The following is a 15,203-nucleotide window of genomic DNA, read 5'->3' on the forward strand; positions in this document are numbered from 1 at the left end:
TTACTCCGTCGCCTTGATCTTGGGATCGTGCATCTCCTCGGGGTGGAAGATCAGCCGATAGGTGCGGATCGCGATCAAGAGCACCGCGGACACGTCGCCGATCCAGGCGAGCGCGAAGAACGGCCAAGTCGGCATGTGCAGGTCGAAGGTCAGGACATTGTCGTTGTAGGTGCCGCGCACCTTGTCGAACAACGTCCAGGTCTGCACGGTGACCACGAACAGCAGCACCAGCGTCGCGAACACGTCGATGACGCGCTGGTATCTCGGCCCGACATTGGCCCAGACCAGATCGACGGTAATGTGGGTGCCGCGATAGGACGTCGCGGCGATGCCCCAGAAAATGAGGATGCCGAGCAGCATCCGCCCGATGTCGAAGGAATCGGGAATCGCGTAGTTCAGCGTGTTTCGCAGGAGCACCGCAAGGAAGATATTGGCGGCGACGATGCCGACGAATCCGGCCGCGATCCATTCGATCGTGTCGATGAAACGGTCCATGTAAGCGCGTTTCATGAGTGGAGCGTCCTATGCTGTGCGATCAGTTGATTAAGGCGGTCCGGCGGCGCAGTTCACCTCGCCCCTTCGGGGAGAGGTCGGCGCGAAGCGCCGGGTGAGGGCGATCAAGTCCCACGAGAGAGCGAAACCCCTCACCCGGATCGCATCTTGCGATGCGATCCGACCTCTCCCACAAGGGGAGAGGTGGGGCACCGTCGATGCGGCTTCAGTATGATCCAATCTCATCGGCTCATGACGATTGCAGGAACGGCGGCCAACGTGATCGGCGCCTACCCTTACTGCGCGAGCGCGTTGTACTTCGCGAGTGACGCCTTCAGGTCCGCCATGGCGGCATCCGCGTCGACGCCGGTCTTCTTGACGCTGTCGGCCCAGGTCTTGACCAGCGGCTCGGCGGCCTTCTTCCACAGCGCGGTCTGCTCCGGCGTCAGCGTGTAGACCTCGTGGCCGGACTCGGCTTTCACCTTATCGATGCCGGCGTCCTCGAACTTACCCCAGTGCTCGCCGACGATGCCCGCCATCTCGGTCGAGCAATTCTTGTCGATGGCGGCCTTCTGACGGTCGGACATCGCGTTGTACTTGTCCTTGTTGATGACGAACACGAAGGTCGTGACATAGAGCGGCGCCTCCATGTCGTACTTCGTCACCTTGTCGATGCCGAACAACACCAGCGAGCCCCAGGGAAAGGTGACGCCGTCGGCAACGCCGCGCTCGATGATATCGCGCACTTCAGGCGCTGAGGACTGCACATTGGTGCCACCGAGCGAGGTGACGAAATTGGCCATGGTGGCGTGCGCAGGCCGGATCTTCAGGCCTTTGACGTCCTCGGGGACCACGATCTTCTTGGTGCGCGAATGGAACGAAGACGGCGAATGGACGAAGGCCAGACAATATTTGACGTCCTTCATCTCCTTCTCGGCATATTTGCGGTACCAGGCATCCAGTCCCATCGAGCCGCCCTTGGCGTCCGAGATCAGGAACGGCAATTCGCCGGCGCCGACGATCGGGAAGCGGCCGGGCTGGTAGCCCGGATTGACATAGGTGACATCGGCGATGCCGTCGCGCGCCATGTCGTAATGGTCGAAGGCCTTGCCGAGCTGCTGGGCCGGGAACACCTTGCCCTTGATGGTGCCGCCGGAATCCCTTTCCACCGCCGCGGCCCAGTCCTCCAGCGACTTTTGCAGCGGATGGGAGGCCGGCACCCAATGCGAAATCTTCAGGTCGAACGTCTTCTCCTGCCCGAACGCAGGCGTCACGCTGGCGGCCAGCAGCAACGCCAGAACCGTCTTCCTCATCGGCATCCTCTCCCTCTTTGCGGGCCTTTGGTGGCCCTTTGCGATTATTGTTATATGATATAATCACCATTGCAAGCTGACGACAGCGGCTGGCCAGCGGGTATAAGCTGTGGCCTACGGTATCGGGAGGAGCAAAAATTGCGGTCAAAGGTAGCAATCATAGGCGCAGGTCCGGCAGGATTGTTGCTTGGGCAACTACTTCACGCCTATGGCATCGACAATGTGATCCTGGAACGGCAGACGCCGGACTACGTGCTGGGACGGATCCGCGCCGGCCTGTTGGAAGAGGGCACGGTCGGCCTGCTCGACCACGTCGGCGCAGGCGAGCGCGCCCATCGCGAGGGGCTGATTCATCACGGATTGGAACTCGCCTTCGGCGGCGACCGGCATCGCATCGACATGCACGCGGCGACCGGCAAGACGGTCATGATCTACGGACAGACCGAGGTGACGCTCGACCTCATGAACGCGCGGCAGCAGGCCGGGCTCACCACCATCTATCAGGCCGCCGATGTCCAGCCGCACGATTTCGACACCGACCATCCGCGCGTCTCTTACGTGAAGGATGGCAAAGCAGGCGAGATCATCTGCGACTTCATCGCGGGCTGCGACGGTTTCCACGGCGTCAGCCGCGCCAGCGTGCCGGCTTCCGCCATCAAGACCTATGAGCGGGTGTATCCGTTCGGCTGGCTCGGCATCCTCTCGGAGACTCCTCCGGTCTCGCATGAGCTGATCTACAACAACCATGACCGCGGCTTTGCGCTGTGCACGATGCGCTCGATGCACCGCAGCCGCTATTACGTGCAGTGTCCGCTCGACGACCATATCGACCAATGGTCCGACGAGCGGTTCTGGGACGAGCTGAAGCGGCGGCTCGACCAGAAGGCGGCGGACGAACTCGTCACCGGCCCCTCGATCGAAAAGAGCATCGCGCCGCTGCGCAGCTTCGTCGCCGAGCCGATGCGCTTCGGCAGGATGTTCCTGGCCGGCGACGCCTCGCATATCGTGCCGCCGACCGGCGCAAAGGGACTGAACCTCGCCGCCAGCGACGTGCACTACCTGTCGCAAGGCTTACGTGAATATTACGACGAGAGATCTTCCGCTGGCATCGATGGCTACTCCGCCAGAGCGCTGGCGCGGGTCTGGAAAGCGGTGCGCTTCTCCTGGTGGATGACCTCGATGCTGCACAAATTCCCCGATCAGGGCGAATTCGGTGCACGTATCCAGCTCGCCGAGCTGGACTATCTCGTCAGCTCCAAGGCGGCGTCGACATCGCTGTCGGAGAATTACGTCGGCCTGCCGTTGTAGAATCGTGGAATCGTAGGGTGGGCAAAGCGCAGCGTGCCCACCTTTGCGAACGGAGTGCTGATGGTGGGCACGCTGCGCTTTGCCCACCCTACGGGACCGCGCTGACGACGGAGTGTGTTTCAAACATCCGCGCAGATGCCGTTTAAAACTTTGTATGCGGTGAAACTGTCATCGACATCGCGTTCAATGGCGCCGAGATCACCAGACATACGGGCCGACCATGAGCACCGATACTTCCGTCATTGCCGACATTCCGGAAGGCTTTGAGCCTCACTTCCGCAAGAGCCCGCTCACCGATCCCTGGGAGCCGCTTTATTCGAAGCGCACCGACAGGGCAGTGATCATGGGGCTCAGGCTCGCAAGGGCGCACACCAACTCGCGCGGTCTGATCCATGGTGGATTGATCGCTGCACTCGCCGACAACGCGATGGGCTATAGCTGCGCCCAAGTGATGGGCTGGACATCTTCGCTGGTGACGGTCTCGCTTGCGGTGGATTTCATTGGCACTGCCGAGATCGGGCAGTGGCTCGCGGTCGAGACCGACGTGATCAAGACCGGGAGCACGATCTGCTTTGCACAGAGCTTGGTGAAGGCGGACGACGTCATCATCGCGCGGGCGAGTGGGACGTTCCGGGTGATGCCGAAGAAGGACAGTGTCGGATGACGTCGATCGCCGTTGCACCTAGCACCGTCATGCCCGGGCTTGGCCCGGGCATCCACGATCTTGTGCGCGGCGACAAAGACGTGGATGGCCGGGACAGGCCCGGCCATGACGGCGCGTGGGGAGACGAGTATTAGCCAAACCGCCAATCCGCGATCTCAGTCACCAGATCGACGAAGGTGCGCACCTTGGCCGAGAGCAGGCGCGAGGTCGGATAGACGATGTGGATCGGCAGCGGCGGCTGCTCGAATTTCGCCAGCACGATCCTGAGCCGCCCTGCCTTCAGCGAGGCAGCCGCTTGATAGGCGAGCACCCGCGTCAGCCCGCCGCCGGCTTCGGCGTATTGAATCGCGGCATCGGCGTTGTTCGATGAGAAGCGCGGACTCGGCGCGACGCGGACCTCCTGCCCTTCCTCGACAAAGCGCCAATCCGGCGCTGCCGACATGGCGCCGAACTGAATGGTGTCATGCGCTGATATCTCCGAGGGCCGCATCGGTTCGCCGCGGGCGCTCAGATATGCCTTCGACGCCACTACGATGCGCCGCATCTCGCCGACATGGCGGGCGACAAGCGTCGAATCCGGCAGATGCCCGATCCTGACGGCGAGATCGACGCCCTCCTCCACCAGATTGATCATGCGGTCGGACAGCCTGAGGTCGACGCCGACGTCGGGATAGCGCTTCAGATAGGCCGTCACCATGGGACTGACATGCAGGCGGCCGAAACCGGCCGGCGCCGAGATCACCAATCGCCCGGCCGGGCGTGTGCGCTCGCCCTCGACGGCCTCCTCGGCCTCTTCGAGATCGGCAAGGATGCGGCGGGCGCGCTCCAGATAGCGCGAGCCCGCATCGGTCAGGGTCACGGACCGCGTGGTCCGCTGCAACAACCGCGCACCAAGCCGCTCCTCCAGCGCGGCGATCAGCCGGGTCACGGCCGACGGCGACAGCCCGAGCTTTCGAGCCGCAGGCGCAAACCCCTGCAGATCGGCCACGGCGACGAAGGCCTGCATAGCATCAATGCGGTCCATCGCATTATTGCATAAACCGCAACAGTGAAGTGTCAATCGCCTTGATTGTTCAACTGAGGGAACCATCCCATTTTGTACGGTGAAACGACGCTTTGGCGCTCCACGCCGGGAGGTTCAAATGTCAGACACTCAGATCTATCCGAGCGACGTCGCCTTTACGCCTGCGGTGAAGGCGATCCAGGCGCGCAAAGGTTCGCGCGAGGCCTATGCTCAGGCCGAACGGCGCGGCTGGCGCACCGAGATCGACGAGAACCTGGCAGCCTTCCTGGCCAACACCAACAGCTTCTATTTCGCGACCGCGTCTGCCGACGGCCAGCCCTATATCCAGCACCGCGGCGGACCGAAGGGATTCATCAAGGTCCTGGACGCCAGTACCATCGCGTTCGCCGACTTCAGCGGCAACCGGCAGTACATCACCCAAGGCAATTTGTCGGAAAATCCGAAGGCGTATATTTTCGTGATGGATTACGCGCATCGCAGACGCGTCAAGCTCTGGGGAGAAGCGCGCGTGGTCGACGACGACCCGGCGCTGACACAATCACTGATGCCCAAGGATTACAGGGCGCGTCCCGAGCAGGTGATCCTGTTCAAGATATCGGCTTGGGACACCAACTGTCCGCAGCACATCCCGCAGAAATTCGATGCCGCCGATGTCGCTGCGGCACTCGCCGCACGCGACGCACGGATCGCCGAGCTCGAAGCGGAGCTGGCTGCATTGAGGCGCCAGCCGCAGCCTGGGACATCATCTTAGGCGAACTGATCTCAGGCCGCTTCGCGCACGGGCGACCAGGCGAACTCTGGATAATATTGCCCCATCATCCGGTCGACATAGTCGGTGAGGTTGCTGAACTTCTCGGTCCGCGCGCGCAGCGGCGAATCGAAAAATGGGGTCAGGATTCCCGCAAGCGCCCCGAACGCGGTGGCATCCGTGCCGCACGGCGTATCGCCCATCAAATACGGCTTGTCGCCGAGCTGCACGGAAAGCGCGAACAGCGATCGGATGGCGAGGTCGATGTCGTCGTCGGGCGCATGGCGGCCAAGGCCAGACAGGAGATAATTCTCGGCGACCCGGAATTGAGCATCCTCACGTAGTTTCTCGCGCATGTGTTCCGGCGCGCCGTCGAAGAAATGTGCCGGCCCCTTGGCGAAATTGGTTTCATCGACCCAGCGAGCGCCAACCAGGGCCCAATAGACATGGTGCTCGATCATCCGTTCGAAGGCCCAGGCCTGCGCGCGCGCCTGCAAGCTCAGGGGCGCATCGAAGTCGAAGCCGTATTTGCCTTCGATATGCGCGCGGATGAAAGTGGAATCGGCGATGGTCTCCGCTTCGTCACGGATATAGGGCAACTGCCCCTTGGGCGAACTCGGCGGCATCGCCTTCTCCTTGCAATAGGCAAGCCCGGCCATTTTCAATTGGACCTCGGTCTTGGTCACGAACGGGCTGATTTCCGGCAAGCCGAACCCCGGACCGAAGCCATGGAGAATGATCATAGAAGCCTCCCAATTTCCAAAAAACGATGCCGAGCCTAGCGGCCCCCTGCTGCCACCATGGTGTCAGCAGGGGTAAAATGGGTCGCCAAGCGAACCCGTTTCACGAGGCGGCGGCCCCGGAAAACCAGATGCTTTCCGATGGCCGTGAACAGGGCCGCGATCGAACGCAGGGCCAGTTCGATCAGCGCCCAACGAAGATCGGAGGAGACGGTGTGGATCGTGACGAGCTGTTCCAACGCAAAGGTTTGGGCTCGCCTGAACCTTTCAAGACGGCTATCGAAGCCGCCCGTATCAAGACGATTCAGCATGGACAAATTCCCTTCAGTTGAGATGTTGTCCCGTTATAACCACCCCCTGCTGCCAACATCCTGTCAGCAGCGGCGAGGCCGACATCGGGAAAATCGACGGCCTGGAACTGACTAGCCAAGAGACTGACCAAAGAGAGCTGCCATGAGACGCGCCGACCGGCTGTTTCAGATCATCCAGGTGCTTCGGCGCACCCGCAAACCGCTGACCGCGGACGCGATCGCCGCCGAGCTCGAGACATCCAAGCGCACGATCTATCGCGACATCGCGACCCTGATCGAGCAGCGCGTGCCGATTCGCGGCGAAGCCGGCATGGGCTACATCCTGGAGAAGGGATTCGACCTGCCGCCCTTGATGCTGACACCCGACGAGATCGAGGCCTGCGTGCTCGGCGCGAGCTGGGTCACGGGCCACGCCGATCCGGCGCTGGCGCGCGCCGCGCAGGATCTGATGGCCAAGATCGCCGATACGGTGCCGGAACGGTTGCGGCCGTTCGTACTCGAACCCGCAAGCCGCGCCCGCTGGGCGCGGAACCAGGAACCCGACCGCATCGACATGGTGCGGACACGCTCGCAGATCCACGACGGCAAGAAGATCACGCTCAGTTATCGCGACGAACATGGCCGCAATACCGAACGCACGATCTGGCCGATCGCGGTCGGCTATCACGAGGCGGTGCGGATCCTGGCGGCATGGTGCGAGCTGAGGAAGGATTTCCGCAGTTTCCGCACCGACCGCGTGCAGGGCGCGGTCTATCATGACGAGAAATACCCTGAAAGGCGCGACCTGTTGCGGGCGCGCTGGCGCCGCAGCCTGGTCTGGGAAGCGCCGAAGGACGTCTGATGGCGATCGAAATTGCGACCGAGAATCCCTGCCAGGGTTGCGGCGCGTGCTGCTTCTACTCGGAGAACTGGCCCCGCTTCACCACCGAGGACGACGCGGAGCTCGACTTGATCCCGCTGGAATACGTCAATGCAAGGCAATCCGGCATGCGCTGCGACGGCGACCGCTGCTCGGCGCTGTCGGGCAAGATCGGCGTGGCCACGAGCTGCGCGATCTATCCGATACGGCCCGAGGTCTGCCGCACCTGCATGCCCGGCGATGCCGAATGCGCGATGGCGCGACGCCGGCACGGACTTCCGGTGTTGGCAGTTGAATCGTAGCCCGGATGGGGCAGGAGTCCCTCATGGTGAGGAGCGCGTCTTCGCGCGTCTCGAACCGTGAGGCCCCGATCTCGCCCGCAGCCCATCCCTCGAGACGCCGCTTTGCGGCTCCTCGGGATAAGGGAGAGTTCGTGGTCCCGTATAGGGCCTAGGCAGTCACAGTCTCCGCAACCTCTTCCTCGTCGAGATCGTCGACGATCGGCGCGAAGGTCGCGAGCGGCTTAGTCGACAGCGTGATCGGCTTGCGGCCGCCATGCGAGGGCGCTGCCGAGCGGGCCGGCTGGCGGGACAGTTTATAAAGGTTGTTGCCGACGTGGCCGCCGAAATAAGCGAGCTCGCGTTCGCTGCAGCTTCCGGCGATCGCCACTGCCAGCGAATGCAGATGATGGCGGCGATAGCAGAACAGCGCCAGCATGGCCCGGACATCGGACGAGACGCTTTCGACGAGGGCCTGGAGGCCGGCAGGATTGGCGCGGTACATCTGTCCGAGCAGCTCCTCGCGGACCGGGCAAACGTCGTTCTCGAAGGCGTTGCGGCTTGAAAACATTGCAGTTCTCCCTGGTCCGGAAGATGCCGTGCAATTCTCTAACGAAGGGTTAACCAAGGGTGCCAGTAGTCGTCCGGGGTGATTGCGATTTTTGAGCGAATCAGAAACGCGCACGTCATTCCGGAGCGATGCGAAGCATCGAGCCCGGAATCCATTTCTCGGCCTGCGCGTGCGGCGTAATGGATTCTCGCGCGGAGCCCGCCCCGGAATGACGGAGAGAATTGGGCTCAGTTCGCGGCCATAAAGATTGCAAGGCCGAAGCCGGTCAGGTGATGCAGCGCCTGATCGACGCCGATCAGTGACCAGAACCACGGGTGCTCGGTCGTGACGCCGAAGGTCGAGGTGGTGATTCCCTTGGCGCGATCCACCGCAAGGTGGATGAAGAAATCGATGAAGGCGACGAACCAGAATCTCGGCGCGATCACCAGGATCACGAGCAGCGAGGTCGCGAGGTGCACGAGACAATGCGCAAACAAGGGCAGCGCCCAGCCGGTCTTCTGATCCTTGCCGATCGCCATCCAGGAAGTCTGCAGAAAGAAGTCCGCCACGATGTGCTTGGCGGTCAGCAGCAGCATCCATCCTACCAGTGCAGCAACCGGGACCGACGACGACATGGATGGAAACGACAAAGCTGACGCCCTTCGCTGCGACTGATGGAAAATGATGGAGAGAAACCGGACCTGGGCGTCAGCGCAACTTTTTCTTAAACCCGCAATATTCAAAACTTGCGGCCATTTATGGCATCTCCCGCGCCCGAATGCACCTCTCGGTCCTCCGAAATTCATATGGTGTGGCCCTACGGCGATAGTGCTGCGGCATCGTCGCGCAGGCCATAAAGGTTAACAGTCGACGGCGATCCGTAGTCGGGACAAAGCCGGACATCGTTCAGCCGCGCGGCATCGCCCGCCCAATACGATCGCAACCGCCTGAACGCGATGGAGTTGGGCTGGAACAAAAAATATAGCAAAATCAAATAGATATATGTTCACAAACAGAGCAGGTGAAACGGGCATTTCAAGAAGATTGCGAACCGCGCCTGGCGTCGCGACGATCGGCTGCCGGGCCAGAGCGTCACCACTCCCGCTCCAGGCGTCGGTAATACCAAGCGTCAAGCGATCACCGACCGGGCGGCATCACTCGGTGGCATCGAGCTGACGGCCTTCGCGCTCCATATGCAGATAGTTGGCGTTGAACAGGCCGGCATTCATCAGGCGCCGAAGATCCGGCACGACAAGCGTCCTGCCTTTCAATACGATCAGATTCGCCGAACGCAATTCCTGCAGGGTGCGGTTGACATGCACCTTGGACAGCCCACTGGCGTCGGCGAGATCGGCCTGCGTCAGGGGGAAGTCGCAACCGTCGCCGTTGGTGAGACCGGCAAGGCGTAGGCGGAAGAAGAGCTCGCACAAAAGATGCGCCATGCGCTCCAGGGCCGTGCGCTGACCCAGGTTCAACGTCCATTCGCGCTGGATCGCGGCATCAACCAGGCTTTCCCACCAGAGCGCCGTCACGATGCGCGGATATCCGACGCTGATCTCCTCGAAGAAATCGCGCGACAGGTCGGCGATGGTGCAGTCCGTGATCGAGCCGATCGAATGGTCCATCTCGCGCAGGATGAAGACGTTGAGATCGCAGCTATCGCCCGGCAGGAAAAAGGACACCACCTGCCGTCGCCCATCCTCCAACTGCTTGTAGCGGCATGCCCAGCCGGCAACGACCAATTGCACGTCCTTGGGCCTCTCGCCCTCGCGCACGATATCGACCCTGGGACCGAACTTGCGCAGCCGTTCCGATGCCGCGCGGGTGAGGTACGCGCGATCGGCCGACGACAGCCGCACAAACTGCTCAAGCTTACGAACGAGTGGACTCAAGGAACAGTCTCCCCGCTAATAAGTCGAGTAAGGATAGGACCGTTTTCAATAACCTATGTTATTCCCTCTCAAGTAGCCAATCATATATCATACTCTATCAGGTTGTGGCTAGTGATGCCTAAAATGCGAGTTTCTTCAACGACCCCAGCACATGTTAATGCGCGGGCGGAACTCTCTCTGTGACAATCGCTGTTGGTGCAGTCGGGGAAATGTGATGCAGGAATACCGGGCCTATCTGTTGGGAAGCGACGGCCACATTCGGAAGCAAATGGAGCTGGAAAGCGAGACCGACGACGAGGCTGTCGCTAGGGCACGCCAGCACTTCAATGGCGGGACGGTCGAGGTCTGGCAGGGGGTGCGTATCGTCGCCAAACTTGACGATGGCTGCCGAGATGGCTCCCGATAAGTGGACCCCTTCGTGTCAGGCCGTCGCCACGCGCAGCCTCGCAAGAAAGCCATGCGCGTCCTTCTATCCCGTCGGCGCGTCGCCGCTGTCGTCGGGGCCCATGCCCGACCCCGGCGTCTTGTTGTCGTCGGTGAGCTTGGGATCGCGGGTCGCCTCCTTCGAGACCGAATGCTTCGGATCCGTCTTGTGAACGGTCTGAGCGCGACGCTTGTCGGCAGGCTGCTCCTCGCCCTTGTTGTCCCTGACGATACCCTGATCCGAACGCGTCATCGGCTGCTTCCCTGATATCTCGACGGCCCCGACGATCTCTTTCGCCGGGGCCTGTCATCGGAGTGCTTCCGCCATCCTCCGGGGACGGATAGCGGAAGCAACAGGCTTACGCCCGACTGCTGCAAACGTTCCAGTCGCCGGAGATTTGCACCTTTGGTTTGATCGGCTTTCATAGGTTAAGGACGCTGTCGAGGCGTCAGACTAGCTTCGCTTCCAGATCGGAGGCGGCATGAAGAAGAAGCGAAACAGATCGCGGCCGACCGAGCCATTCGAGGTCCGTTTAGAGAAATTCGCCCGCGATGCTCGCGCCGCTGCGCGCCGGTTGCCGCTTGGCCGCGAGCGCGATGCGTTAATGAAGAAAGCCCGGCAGACCGAGAATGTCCTCGATGTCAGCGCCATGCTGAGCGTCCGCCATGTCGATGCGACCAATGAGAGGTGAGATCAGGGAGGGGCAAATGATCGAGAGCAAATTTGATTCGAAGACCTTGGCAATCATGAACGCCGCCTTGGATCGGATCTGTGAGCAAACGCAGCATGGCGAACGGCACTCGGTTCGCAAGAGAATCGCGAGACGCATCATCAGATCCGCCGAGGGCGGCAAGACCACGCTGACGGAACTGATCGCCGCGGGCAAGCGGTCGCTCAGCAATCTGGCTCCCGCCGCGAAATAACGGCTTTCGCAGGAACACAACCCGCCTGCCGGTTCTTGTTACCCAAACAGGAAAGGCAGCAACCATGCGAGTGGCGATCATCCTTGCCTTGCTCGCGATTCTGGCGGCCGTTGGCGTCTTCGCCTATGAGGGACTGACATTGCCGGGTGCCGCGATGCCCGGCCAAGGCTATGCAGCCATGGCGATCGGCATCGTGTTCTCCGTTGTCATCGGCGTCGGCCTGATGGCACTCCTGTTCTACTCGAGCCGCCGCGGCTATGACGAACCGCCGAAACTGTCCTCGCGCGAGGACGGCCCGCGATAAAGCATGATCCGGAAAAGTGGGCACCGGTTTTCCGAAAGAGATCAAGCTCAGATAAATCGAACGATCACCCGGCTGCTGCGCTGGCTTCGGCAGGCAGACGGGCCCGGATTTCCGCGATCTTGCGCTTCAGCGCCGCCTGGCGCGGATCGGGCATCGCTGCCGCGCGTGCCTCCGCAATGGCCCCGGCGAGATCAGGCAGGGCGAGCACACCATCGAAGGTCGGCTTGGCGAGGTCGTCGATGATCGTGTGCCAGTCGGCGAGCCCGTGGCGGTAGCTCGCGCCGTAGCCTTCGATCATCGTCGCCGTCCGGATGACAGCGAGGGCTGCCGCGGGCTGTTTGGCCAGGCTGCGGTTGATCATATGCAGCCAGCGCTCCACCCAGACCCGCTCCTTGGCGTAGCGAATCGAGAACAGGCGCCAGCGCTTGAGGCCGGCCTCAAGCTTCAGGCGGCGGATGCTGAAGCGGTTCTTGGTGGAGAAGCGGACTTTGACCGTCCTTCGTGCCCAGCCCAGCCGCTCCAGGATATCGAGCACCGGCTCGGCGATCGCCGCAGGCAGAGCATCAACCAGTTCGTCGAACCGGAATCTCCTGATCTCCACCGATCCGGCCTGCGCACCCTTGTCGCCGAGTTCGAGCAGTTTCAATTGCGCGATCCGGATCGGATCCTCATAGGCCATGCGCTGCATCATCAACTGCGCGATCTCGGCAAGCATCGCTTCGTCGACGTCGTGCCTACCGACGAAGCGCCGCAAGCGGTCGACATAGAGCTGCGCATAGCCGGCGCTCTGATAGTCGATCAGCAGGTGGATGGCATCGCTCGCGACGGCTGCGACGCTCTCCGGCAATCCCTCGGGAAGCACTGGCTGCGTGTCGTCATCGTCGCCGAGGAAATCGGCGAACAGATAACGCAACGAGGACAGGATGCCATCGTCCGCCACGGTTGCACTCTCGCTCGTCATGCCGGCTTCGGCTCTACCGCCGCCACCTGCTGGGCCAGCCGCTGCTCCAGCGTATCGATATTCTGGAACAGCCGCGCACTGGCAAGCCTGAGGAAGTAGAAGCCGAAGGCCGGGTTCTGCACATAGAGCTGCTCGACCTGGTCGTAGCTCACCGAAAGGATGACGCCGCCCTGGACGCATTCCAGCGTCTGCGTGCGGACGTTGGACGGCGACAGCATGCCAAGCTCGCCGACAATGGCGCCGACCGGCAGCTCGATGCCGGACTCGACCAGGCGGAAGCGGCCGCTGACGATGTAGAACATGCTGTCGGCCTTCTCGTCCTTGTAGAACAGGACTTCGCCGGCGCTGCATTTACGCTCGGTCATGAACGGCTTCAGCCATTCCATCGAGAGATCGCTGTTGACGGACTTCCTGACGTCGCGGACGAGCTGCAGCATCTGGTGCAGGCGATAGGTATTGACCAGCAGCATGACCACCTGGACCAGAATGACCAGATAATTATGGATCGGAATGGCTGTGATGATCAGGACAATGTTTGCGAGAATGCCGAAAACGCGCAAGGGAATCATTGTCCGCATCGTGGTCGTCGCGATCACGAAGATCGATGCGAACAACGTGCCGGCAGTCCCTGCGTGCTGAACAAGATGTGAGGTATCCATAGGAAACCAACCAATTTCTAAGCAGTGAATGTCGCCGCGATTTCTTAAATCCGGGGCCGCCCCGCACGGCAGCCTCTCCCTGATATACGGGAAATGTCGCTCTTTTGTTCGCGAATCTCACGACTTTGTCAGGCAAATCAGGCGCCGGCCAAGGCGCCTGGCATGCCCAGACGGGTGAGACCGAGGCGGAATGCAGCCATTTGCCAGTCGTCGTTGACGGGCTGGGCAAGGAAAGGCACCTTCCGGCAACCGGTGTGGATTACCACGTCCGCGAAGCAGCCAACAGGCCCGGCCTTGCCGAGACGACCGACGCCAAACCGGCGCGAGCTGGAGAACCAACAATGGAGCAAACCATGTCTGACGCGGCCGAGACCGCAACCCCGCCGCAGCTCGAGATTTCGGGCCCTCGCGCCACCATCCGCCTCAACCGTCCCAAGCACATGAACCGGCTGCAGGCGGAAGATCTGGTCGAGCTGGTGCGACTGTTCGACCGCGTCGAGGCCGATCCTGCCGTCCGCGTGCTGGTGCTGACCGGCACCGGCCGGGCTTTTTCCGCCGGCTACGATCTCAATTCGGTGGCGGCCCGCGCCGGTGCTGGCAGCGACGAGCCGAGCTCCGGTTCCGTGTTCGAGGGCGTGGCCAACCGGCTCGAAGATCTGCGGGTGCCCACGATCTGCCGGCTCAACGGCGGCGTCTATGGCGGCTCGACCGATCTGGCGCTTGCCTGCGACTTCCGCATCGGCGTCGACACCGCGGAGATGTTCATGCCGGCCGCAAAGCTCGGCCTGCATTATTACCCGAGCGGTATCAGGCGTTATGTGTCGCGGCTCGGCGTCAACAATGCCAAGATGCTGTTTCTGACCGGGCAGAAGATCAGCGCGGTGGAGATGCTGCGGATCGGCTATCTCACCGCCATGGTGCCCGAGGGCGAGCTGGACCAGGAGGTCGACCGGCTCGTGAGCCTGCTGGTCGCCAACGCGCCTCGCGCGATGGCCGGCATGAAGCGCGCCATCAATGAATTCGCTCACGGCGAGTTCGACAAGGAAGCCGCCGACACCCGTCATCGCGAGAGCCTGCGCGGGACCGAGATCAAGGAAGGCATCAAGGCGCGCGCGGAGAAACGGCCGGCGAAGTTCTGACCGTGGGCGCGCTGCTGCCGGCAAACGTCAGTGGCACGGAATGCGCAACCAGCCGGTCGAGGTCGGCGACTGGGGCGGCTGCACTTGGATCCGCTGCGCAGCTCTTCACCGGATTCACCCGGAGAAGGAGGTTAACCAAGTTTTAGCGCCAGCCATGTCGATGATCCGGCTGGGGCATCTGTGAACACCGAGGGAGAAGGTTCCTCCATGCTCAGAAACGGTACCTATGCAGCGTGGTTCAACACCTCGCTGGGCCAAGGCACCGGCATCGCCCATGTCGAAGACGGCAGGATATGGGGTCATGACAGCATCACGACCTATAGCGGCTCCTGCGAAATCGACGGGGACCGCTTCACCGCCATCCTATCGATCAGAAGGCACACCGAAGGACATGCAACCGTCTTCGGCGCCGATGACCTTACGCTTCGGCTTGAAGGAACGTGCGCCGACAAATTGGGTCGTTACACAGCGACCGCGGAGCAGGTGCCGGGAGTGATCCTTGAAGGGACCCTGATTCTCAGCGAACCACAGCTGCCTGCACCGGAGCCGATCGGGCCGACACCAAAATTCGACCCTGACAAGCTACCGAAACCACCGACGCGCACCCGCTGATC

22 protein-coding genes are annotated in these 15,203 nt (G+C 61.9%); 11 read left to right on the forward strand and 11 right to left on the reverse strand.

Translation table 11 applies throughout. From position 1 onward, the window contains the following. Positions 1 to 510, reverse strand: a complete 510-nt coding sequence (locus YY7_RS0131845; RefSeq protein ID WP_028166762.1) for a TRAP transporter small permease — start codon at positions 508 to 510, stop codon at positions 1 to 3. Between the two features lie 278 nt (positions 511 to 788). Beyond that, on the reverse strand, positions 789 to 1,805 hold the full coding sequence (locus tag YY7_RS0131850) for a TRAP transporter substrate-binding protein (protein ID WP_028166763.1): 1,017 nt from the start codon (positions 1,803 to 1,805) through the stop codon (positions 789 to 791). A 138-nt stretch (positions 1,806 to 1,943) separates the two neighbouring features. On the opposite strand from YY7_RS0131850, the gene pobA reads away from it, so the two are divergent. Then, positions 1,944 to 3,113 carry a 4-hydroxybenzoate 3-monooxygenase gene (gene pobA / locus YY7_RS0131855; protein ID WP_028166764.1) on the forward strand — a complete coding sequence of 390 codons (1,170 nt, stop codon included), beginning with the start codon at positions 1,944 to 1,946 and terminating at the stop codon, positions 3,111 to 3,113. Between the two features lie 220 nt (positions 3,114 to 3,333). Then, positions 3,334 to 3,777, forward strand: a complete 444-nt coding sequence (locus YY7_RS0131860) for a PaaI family thioesterase (protein ID WP_028166765.1) — start codon at positions 3,334 to 3,336, stop codon at positions 3,775 to 3,777. 130 nt (positions 3,778 to 3,907) lie between these two features. Here YY7_RS0131860 and YY7_RS0131870 read toward each other — a convergent pair whose 3' ends face one another. Then, positions 3,908 to 4,801: a LysR family transcriptional regulator gene (locus YY7_RS0131870; RefSeq protein ID WP_028166766.1), complete on the reverse strand. Its 894-nt coding sequence runs from the start codon at positions 4,799 to 4,801 to the stop codon at positions 3,908 to 3,910. 118 nt (positions 4,802 to 4,919) lie between these two features. Between YY7_RS0131870 and YY7_RS0131875 the strand changes: the two genes are divergently transcribed. Then, positions 4,920 to 5,552, forward strand: a complete 633-nt coding sequence (locus YY7_RS0131875) for a pyridoxamine 5'-phosphate oxidase family protein (RefSeq protein ID WP_028166767.1) — start codon at positions 4,920 to 4,922, stop codon at positions 5,550 to 5,552. Between the two features lie 11 nt (positions 5,553 to 5,563). Here YY7_RS0131875 and YY7_RS0131880 read toward each other — a convergent pair whose 3' ends face one another. Then, the gene (locus tag YY7_RS0131880; RefSeq protein WP_028166768.1) at positions 5,564 to 6,292 is read right to left on the reverse strand and encodes a glutathione S-transferase family protein; all 729 of its coding nucleotides are present in this window, start codon (positions 6,290 to 6,292) and stop codon (positions 5,564 to 5,566) included. 35 nt (positions 6,293 to 6,327) lie between these two features. Continuing rightward, positions 6,328 to 6,600, reverse strand: coding sequence for a hypothetical protein (locus tag YY7_RS53410; protein WP_035691433.1), 273 nt, complete (start codon positions 6,598 to 6,600; stop codon positions 6,328 to 6,330). 142 nt (positions 6,601 to 6,742) lie between these two features. Between YY7_RS53410 and YY7_RS0131890 the strand changes: the two genes are divergently transcribed. Together YY7_RS0131890 and YY7_RS0131895 are read left to right on the forward strand one after the other, a co-directional pair. Next, positions 6,743 to 7,441 carry a helix-turn-helix transcriptional regulator gene (locus YY7_RS0131890; protein WP_028166769.1) on the forward strand — a complete coding sequence of 233 codons (699 nt, stop codon included), beginning with the start codon at positions 6,743 to 6,745 and terminating at the stop codon, positions 7,439 to 7,441. Then, the gene (locus YY7_RS0131895; protein ID WP_028166770.1) at positions 7,441 to 7,761 is read left to right on the forward strand and encodes a YkgJ family cysteine cluster protein; all 321 of its coding nucleotides are present in this window, start codon (positions 7,441 to 7,443) and stop codon (positions 7,759 to 7,761) included. Before YY7_RS0131890 ends, YY7_RS0131895 begins: the two co-directional genes overlap by 1 nt. Positions 7,762 to 7,909: 148 nt before the next feature. Here the strand turns inward: YY7_RS0131895 and YY7_RS0131900 are convergent, their stop codons facing one another. The 3 genes from YY7_RS0131900 to YY7_RS0131910 all read right to left on the reverse strand — a co-directional run bounded on the left by YY7_RS0131900 (position 7,910) and on the right by YY7_RS0131910 (position 10,179). Continuing rightward, positions 7,910 to 8,308 (reverse strand): hypothetical protein, encoded by a 399-nt coding sequence (locus tag YY7_RS0131900; RefSeq protein ID WP_028166771.1) that lies wholly within the window; start codon positions 8,306 to 8,308, stop codon positions 7,910 to 7,912. Between the two features lie 227 nt (positions 8,309 to 8,535). Then, a complete protein-coding gene (locus tag YY7_RS0131905) occupies positions 8,536 to 8,883 on the reverse strand; it encodes a DUF3307 domain-containing protein (protein ID WP_051397039.1) in 348 nt (115 codons plus the stop codon). 558 nt (positions 8,884 to 9,441) lie between these two features. Beyond that, entirely contained in the window at positions 9,442 to 10,179 is a 738-nt protein-coding gene (locus YY7_RS0131910; protein WP_028166773.1) for a Crp/Fnr family transcriptional regulator, read from the reverse strand. 214 nt (positions 10,180 to 10,393) lie between these two features. Here YY7_RS0131910 and YY7_RS0131915 point away from each other — a divergent pair, with 214 nt between their 5' ends. Then, complete coding sequence (locus tag YY7_RS0131915; RefSeq protein ID WP_035691435.1) at positions 10,394 to 10,585, forward strand: hypothetical protein; 192 nt, start codon at positions 10,394 to 10,396, stop codon at positions 10,583 to 10,585. A gap of 63 nt (positions 10,586 to 10,648) precedes the next feature. On the opposite strand, the gene YY7_RS0131920 is transcribed toward YY7_RS0131915, so the two are convergent. Beyond that, a complete protein-coding gene (locus YY7_RS0131920; RefSeq protein WP_028166775.1) occupies positions 10,649 to 10,855 on the reverse strand; it encodes a hypothetical protein in 207 nt (68 codons plus the stop codon). Between the two features lie 229 nt (positions 10,856 to 11,084). Between YY7_RS0131920 and YY7_RS0131925 the strand changes: the two genes are divergently transcribed. The 3 genes from YY7_RS0131925 (at position 11,085) to YY7_RS0131935 (ending at position 11,830) form a co-directional block, all read left to right on the forward strand. Beyond that, entirely contained in the window at positions 11,085 to 11,294 is a 210-nt protein-coding gene (locus tag YY7_RS0131925) for a hypothetical protein (protein WP_028166776.1), read from the forward strand. A 16-nt stretch (positions 11,295 to 11,310) separates the two neighbouring features. Further along, positions 11,311 to 11,526, forward strand: coding sequence for a hypothetical protein (locus YY7_RS0131930; RefSeq protein ID WP_028166777.1), 216 nt, complete (start codon positions 11,311 to 11,313; stop codon positions 11,524 to 11,526). 64 nt (positions 11,527 to 11,590) lie between these two features. Next, positions 11,591 to 11,830 (forward strand): hypothetical protein, encoded by a 240-nt coding sequence (locus YY7_RS0131935; RefSeq protein ID WP_028166778.1) that lies wholly within the window; start codon positions 11,591 to 11,593, stop codon positions 11,828 to 11,830. Positions 11,831 to 11,894: 64 nt separating this feature from the next. Here the strand turns inward: YY7_RS0131935 and YY7_RS0131940 are convergent, their stop codons facing one another. Then, positions 11,895 to 12,791, reverse strand: coding sequence for a DUF6537 domain-containing protein (locus tag YY7_RS0131940; protein WP_035691437.1), 897 nt, complete (start codon positions 12,789 to 12,791; stop codon positions 11,895 to 11,897). Continuing rightward, complete coding sequence (locus YY7_RS0131945; protein WP_028166780.1) at positions 12,788 to 13,450, reverse strand: Crp/Fnr family transcriptional regulator; 663 nt, start codon at positions 13,448 to 13,450, stop codon at positions 12,788 to 12,790. The genes YY7_RS0131940 and YY7_RS0131945 overlap by 4 nt, the downstream gene beginning before the upstream one ends. A 353-nt stretch (positions 13,451 to 13,803) precedes the next feature. On the opposite strand from YY7_RS0131945, the gene YY7_RS0131950 reads away from it, so the two are divergent. Beyond that, positions 13,804 to 14,589, forward strand: a complete 786-nt coding sequence (locus YY7_RS0131950) for an enoyl-CoA hydratase/isomerase family protein (RefSeq protein WP_028166781.1) — start codon at positions 13,804 to 13,806, stop codon at positions 14,587 to 14,589. A 207-nt stretch (positions 14,590 to 14,796) separates the two neighbouring features. Next, the gene (locus YY7_RS0131955) at positions 14,797 to 15,201 is read left to right on the forward strand and encodes a hypothetical protein (protein ID WP_028166782.1); all 405 of its coding nucleotides are present in this window, start codon (positions 14,797 to 14,799) and stop codon (positions 15,199 to 15,201) included. Positions 15,202 to 15,203: the final 2 nt, after the last annotated feature.

Source organism: Bradyrhizobium elkanii WSM2783, assembly GCF_000472865.1.
Taxonomy (GTDB): Bacteria; Pseudomonadota; Alphaproteobacteria; order Rhizobiales; family Xanthobacteraceae; genus Bradyrhizobium; species Bradyrhizobium elkanii_A.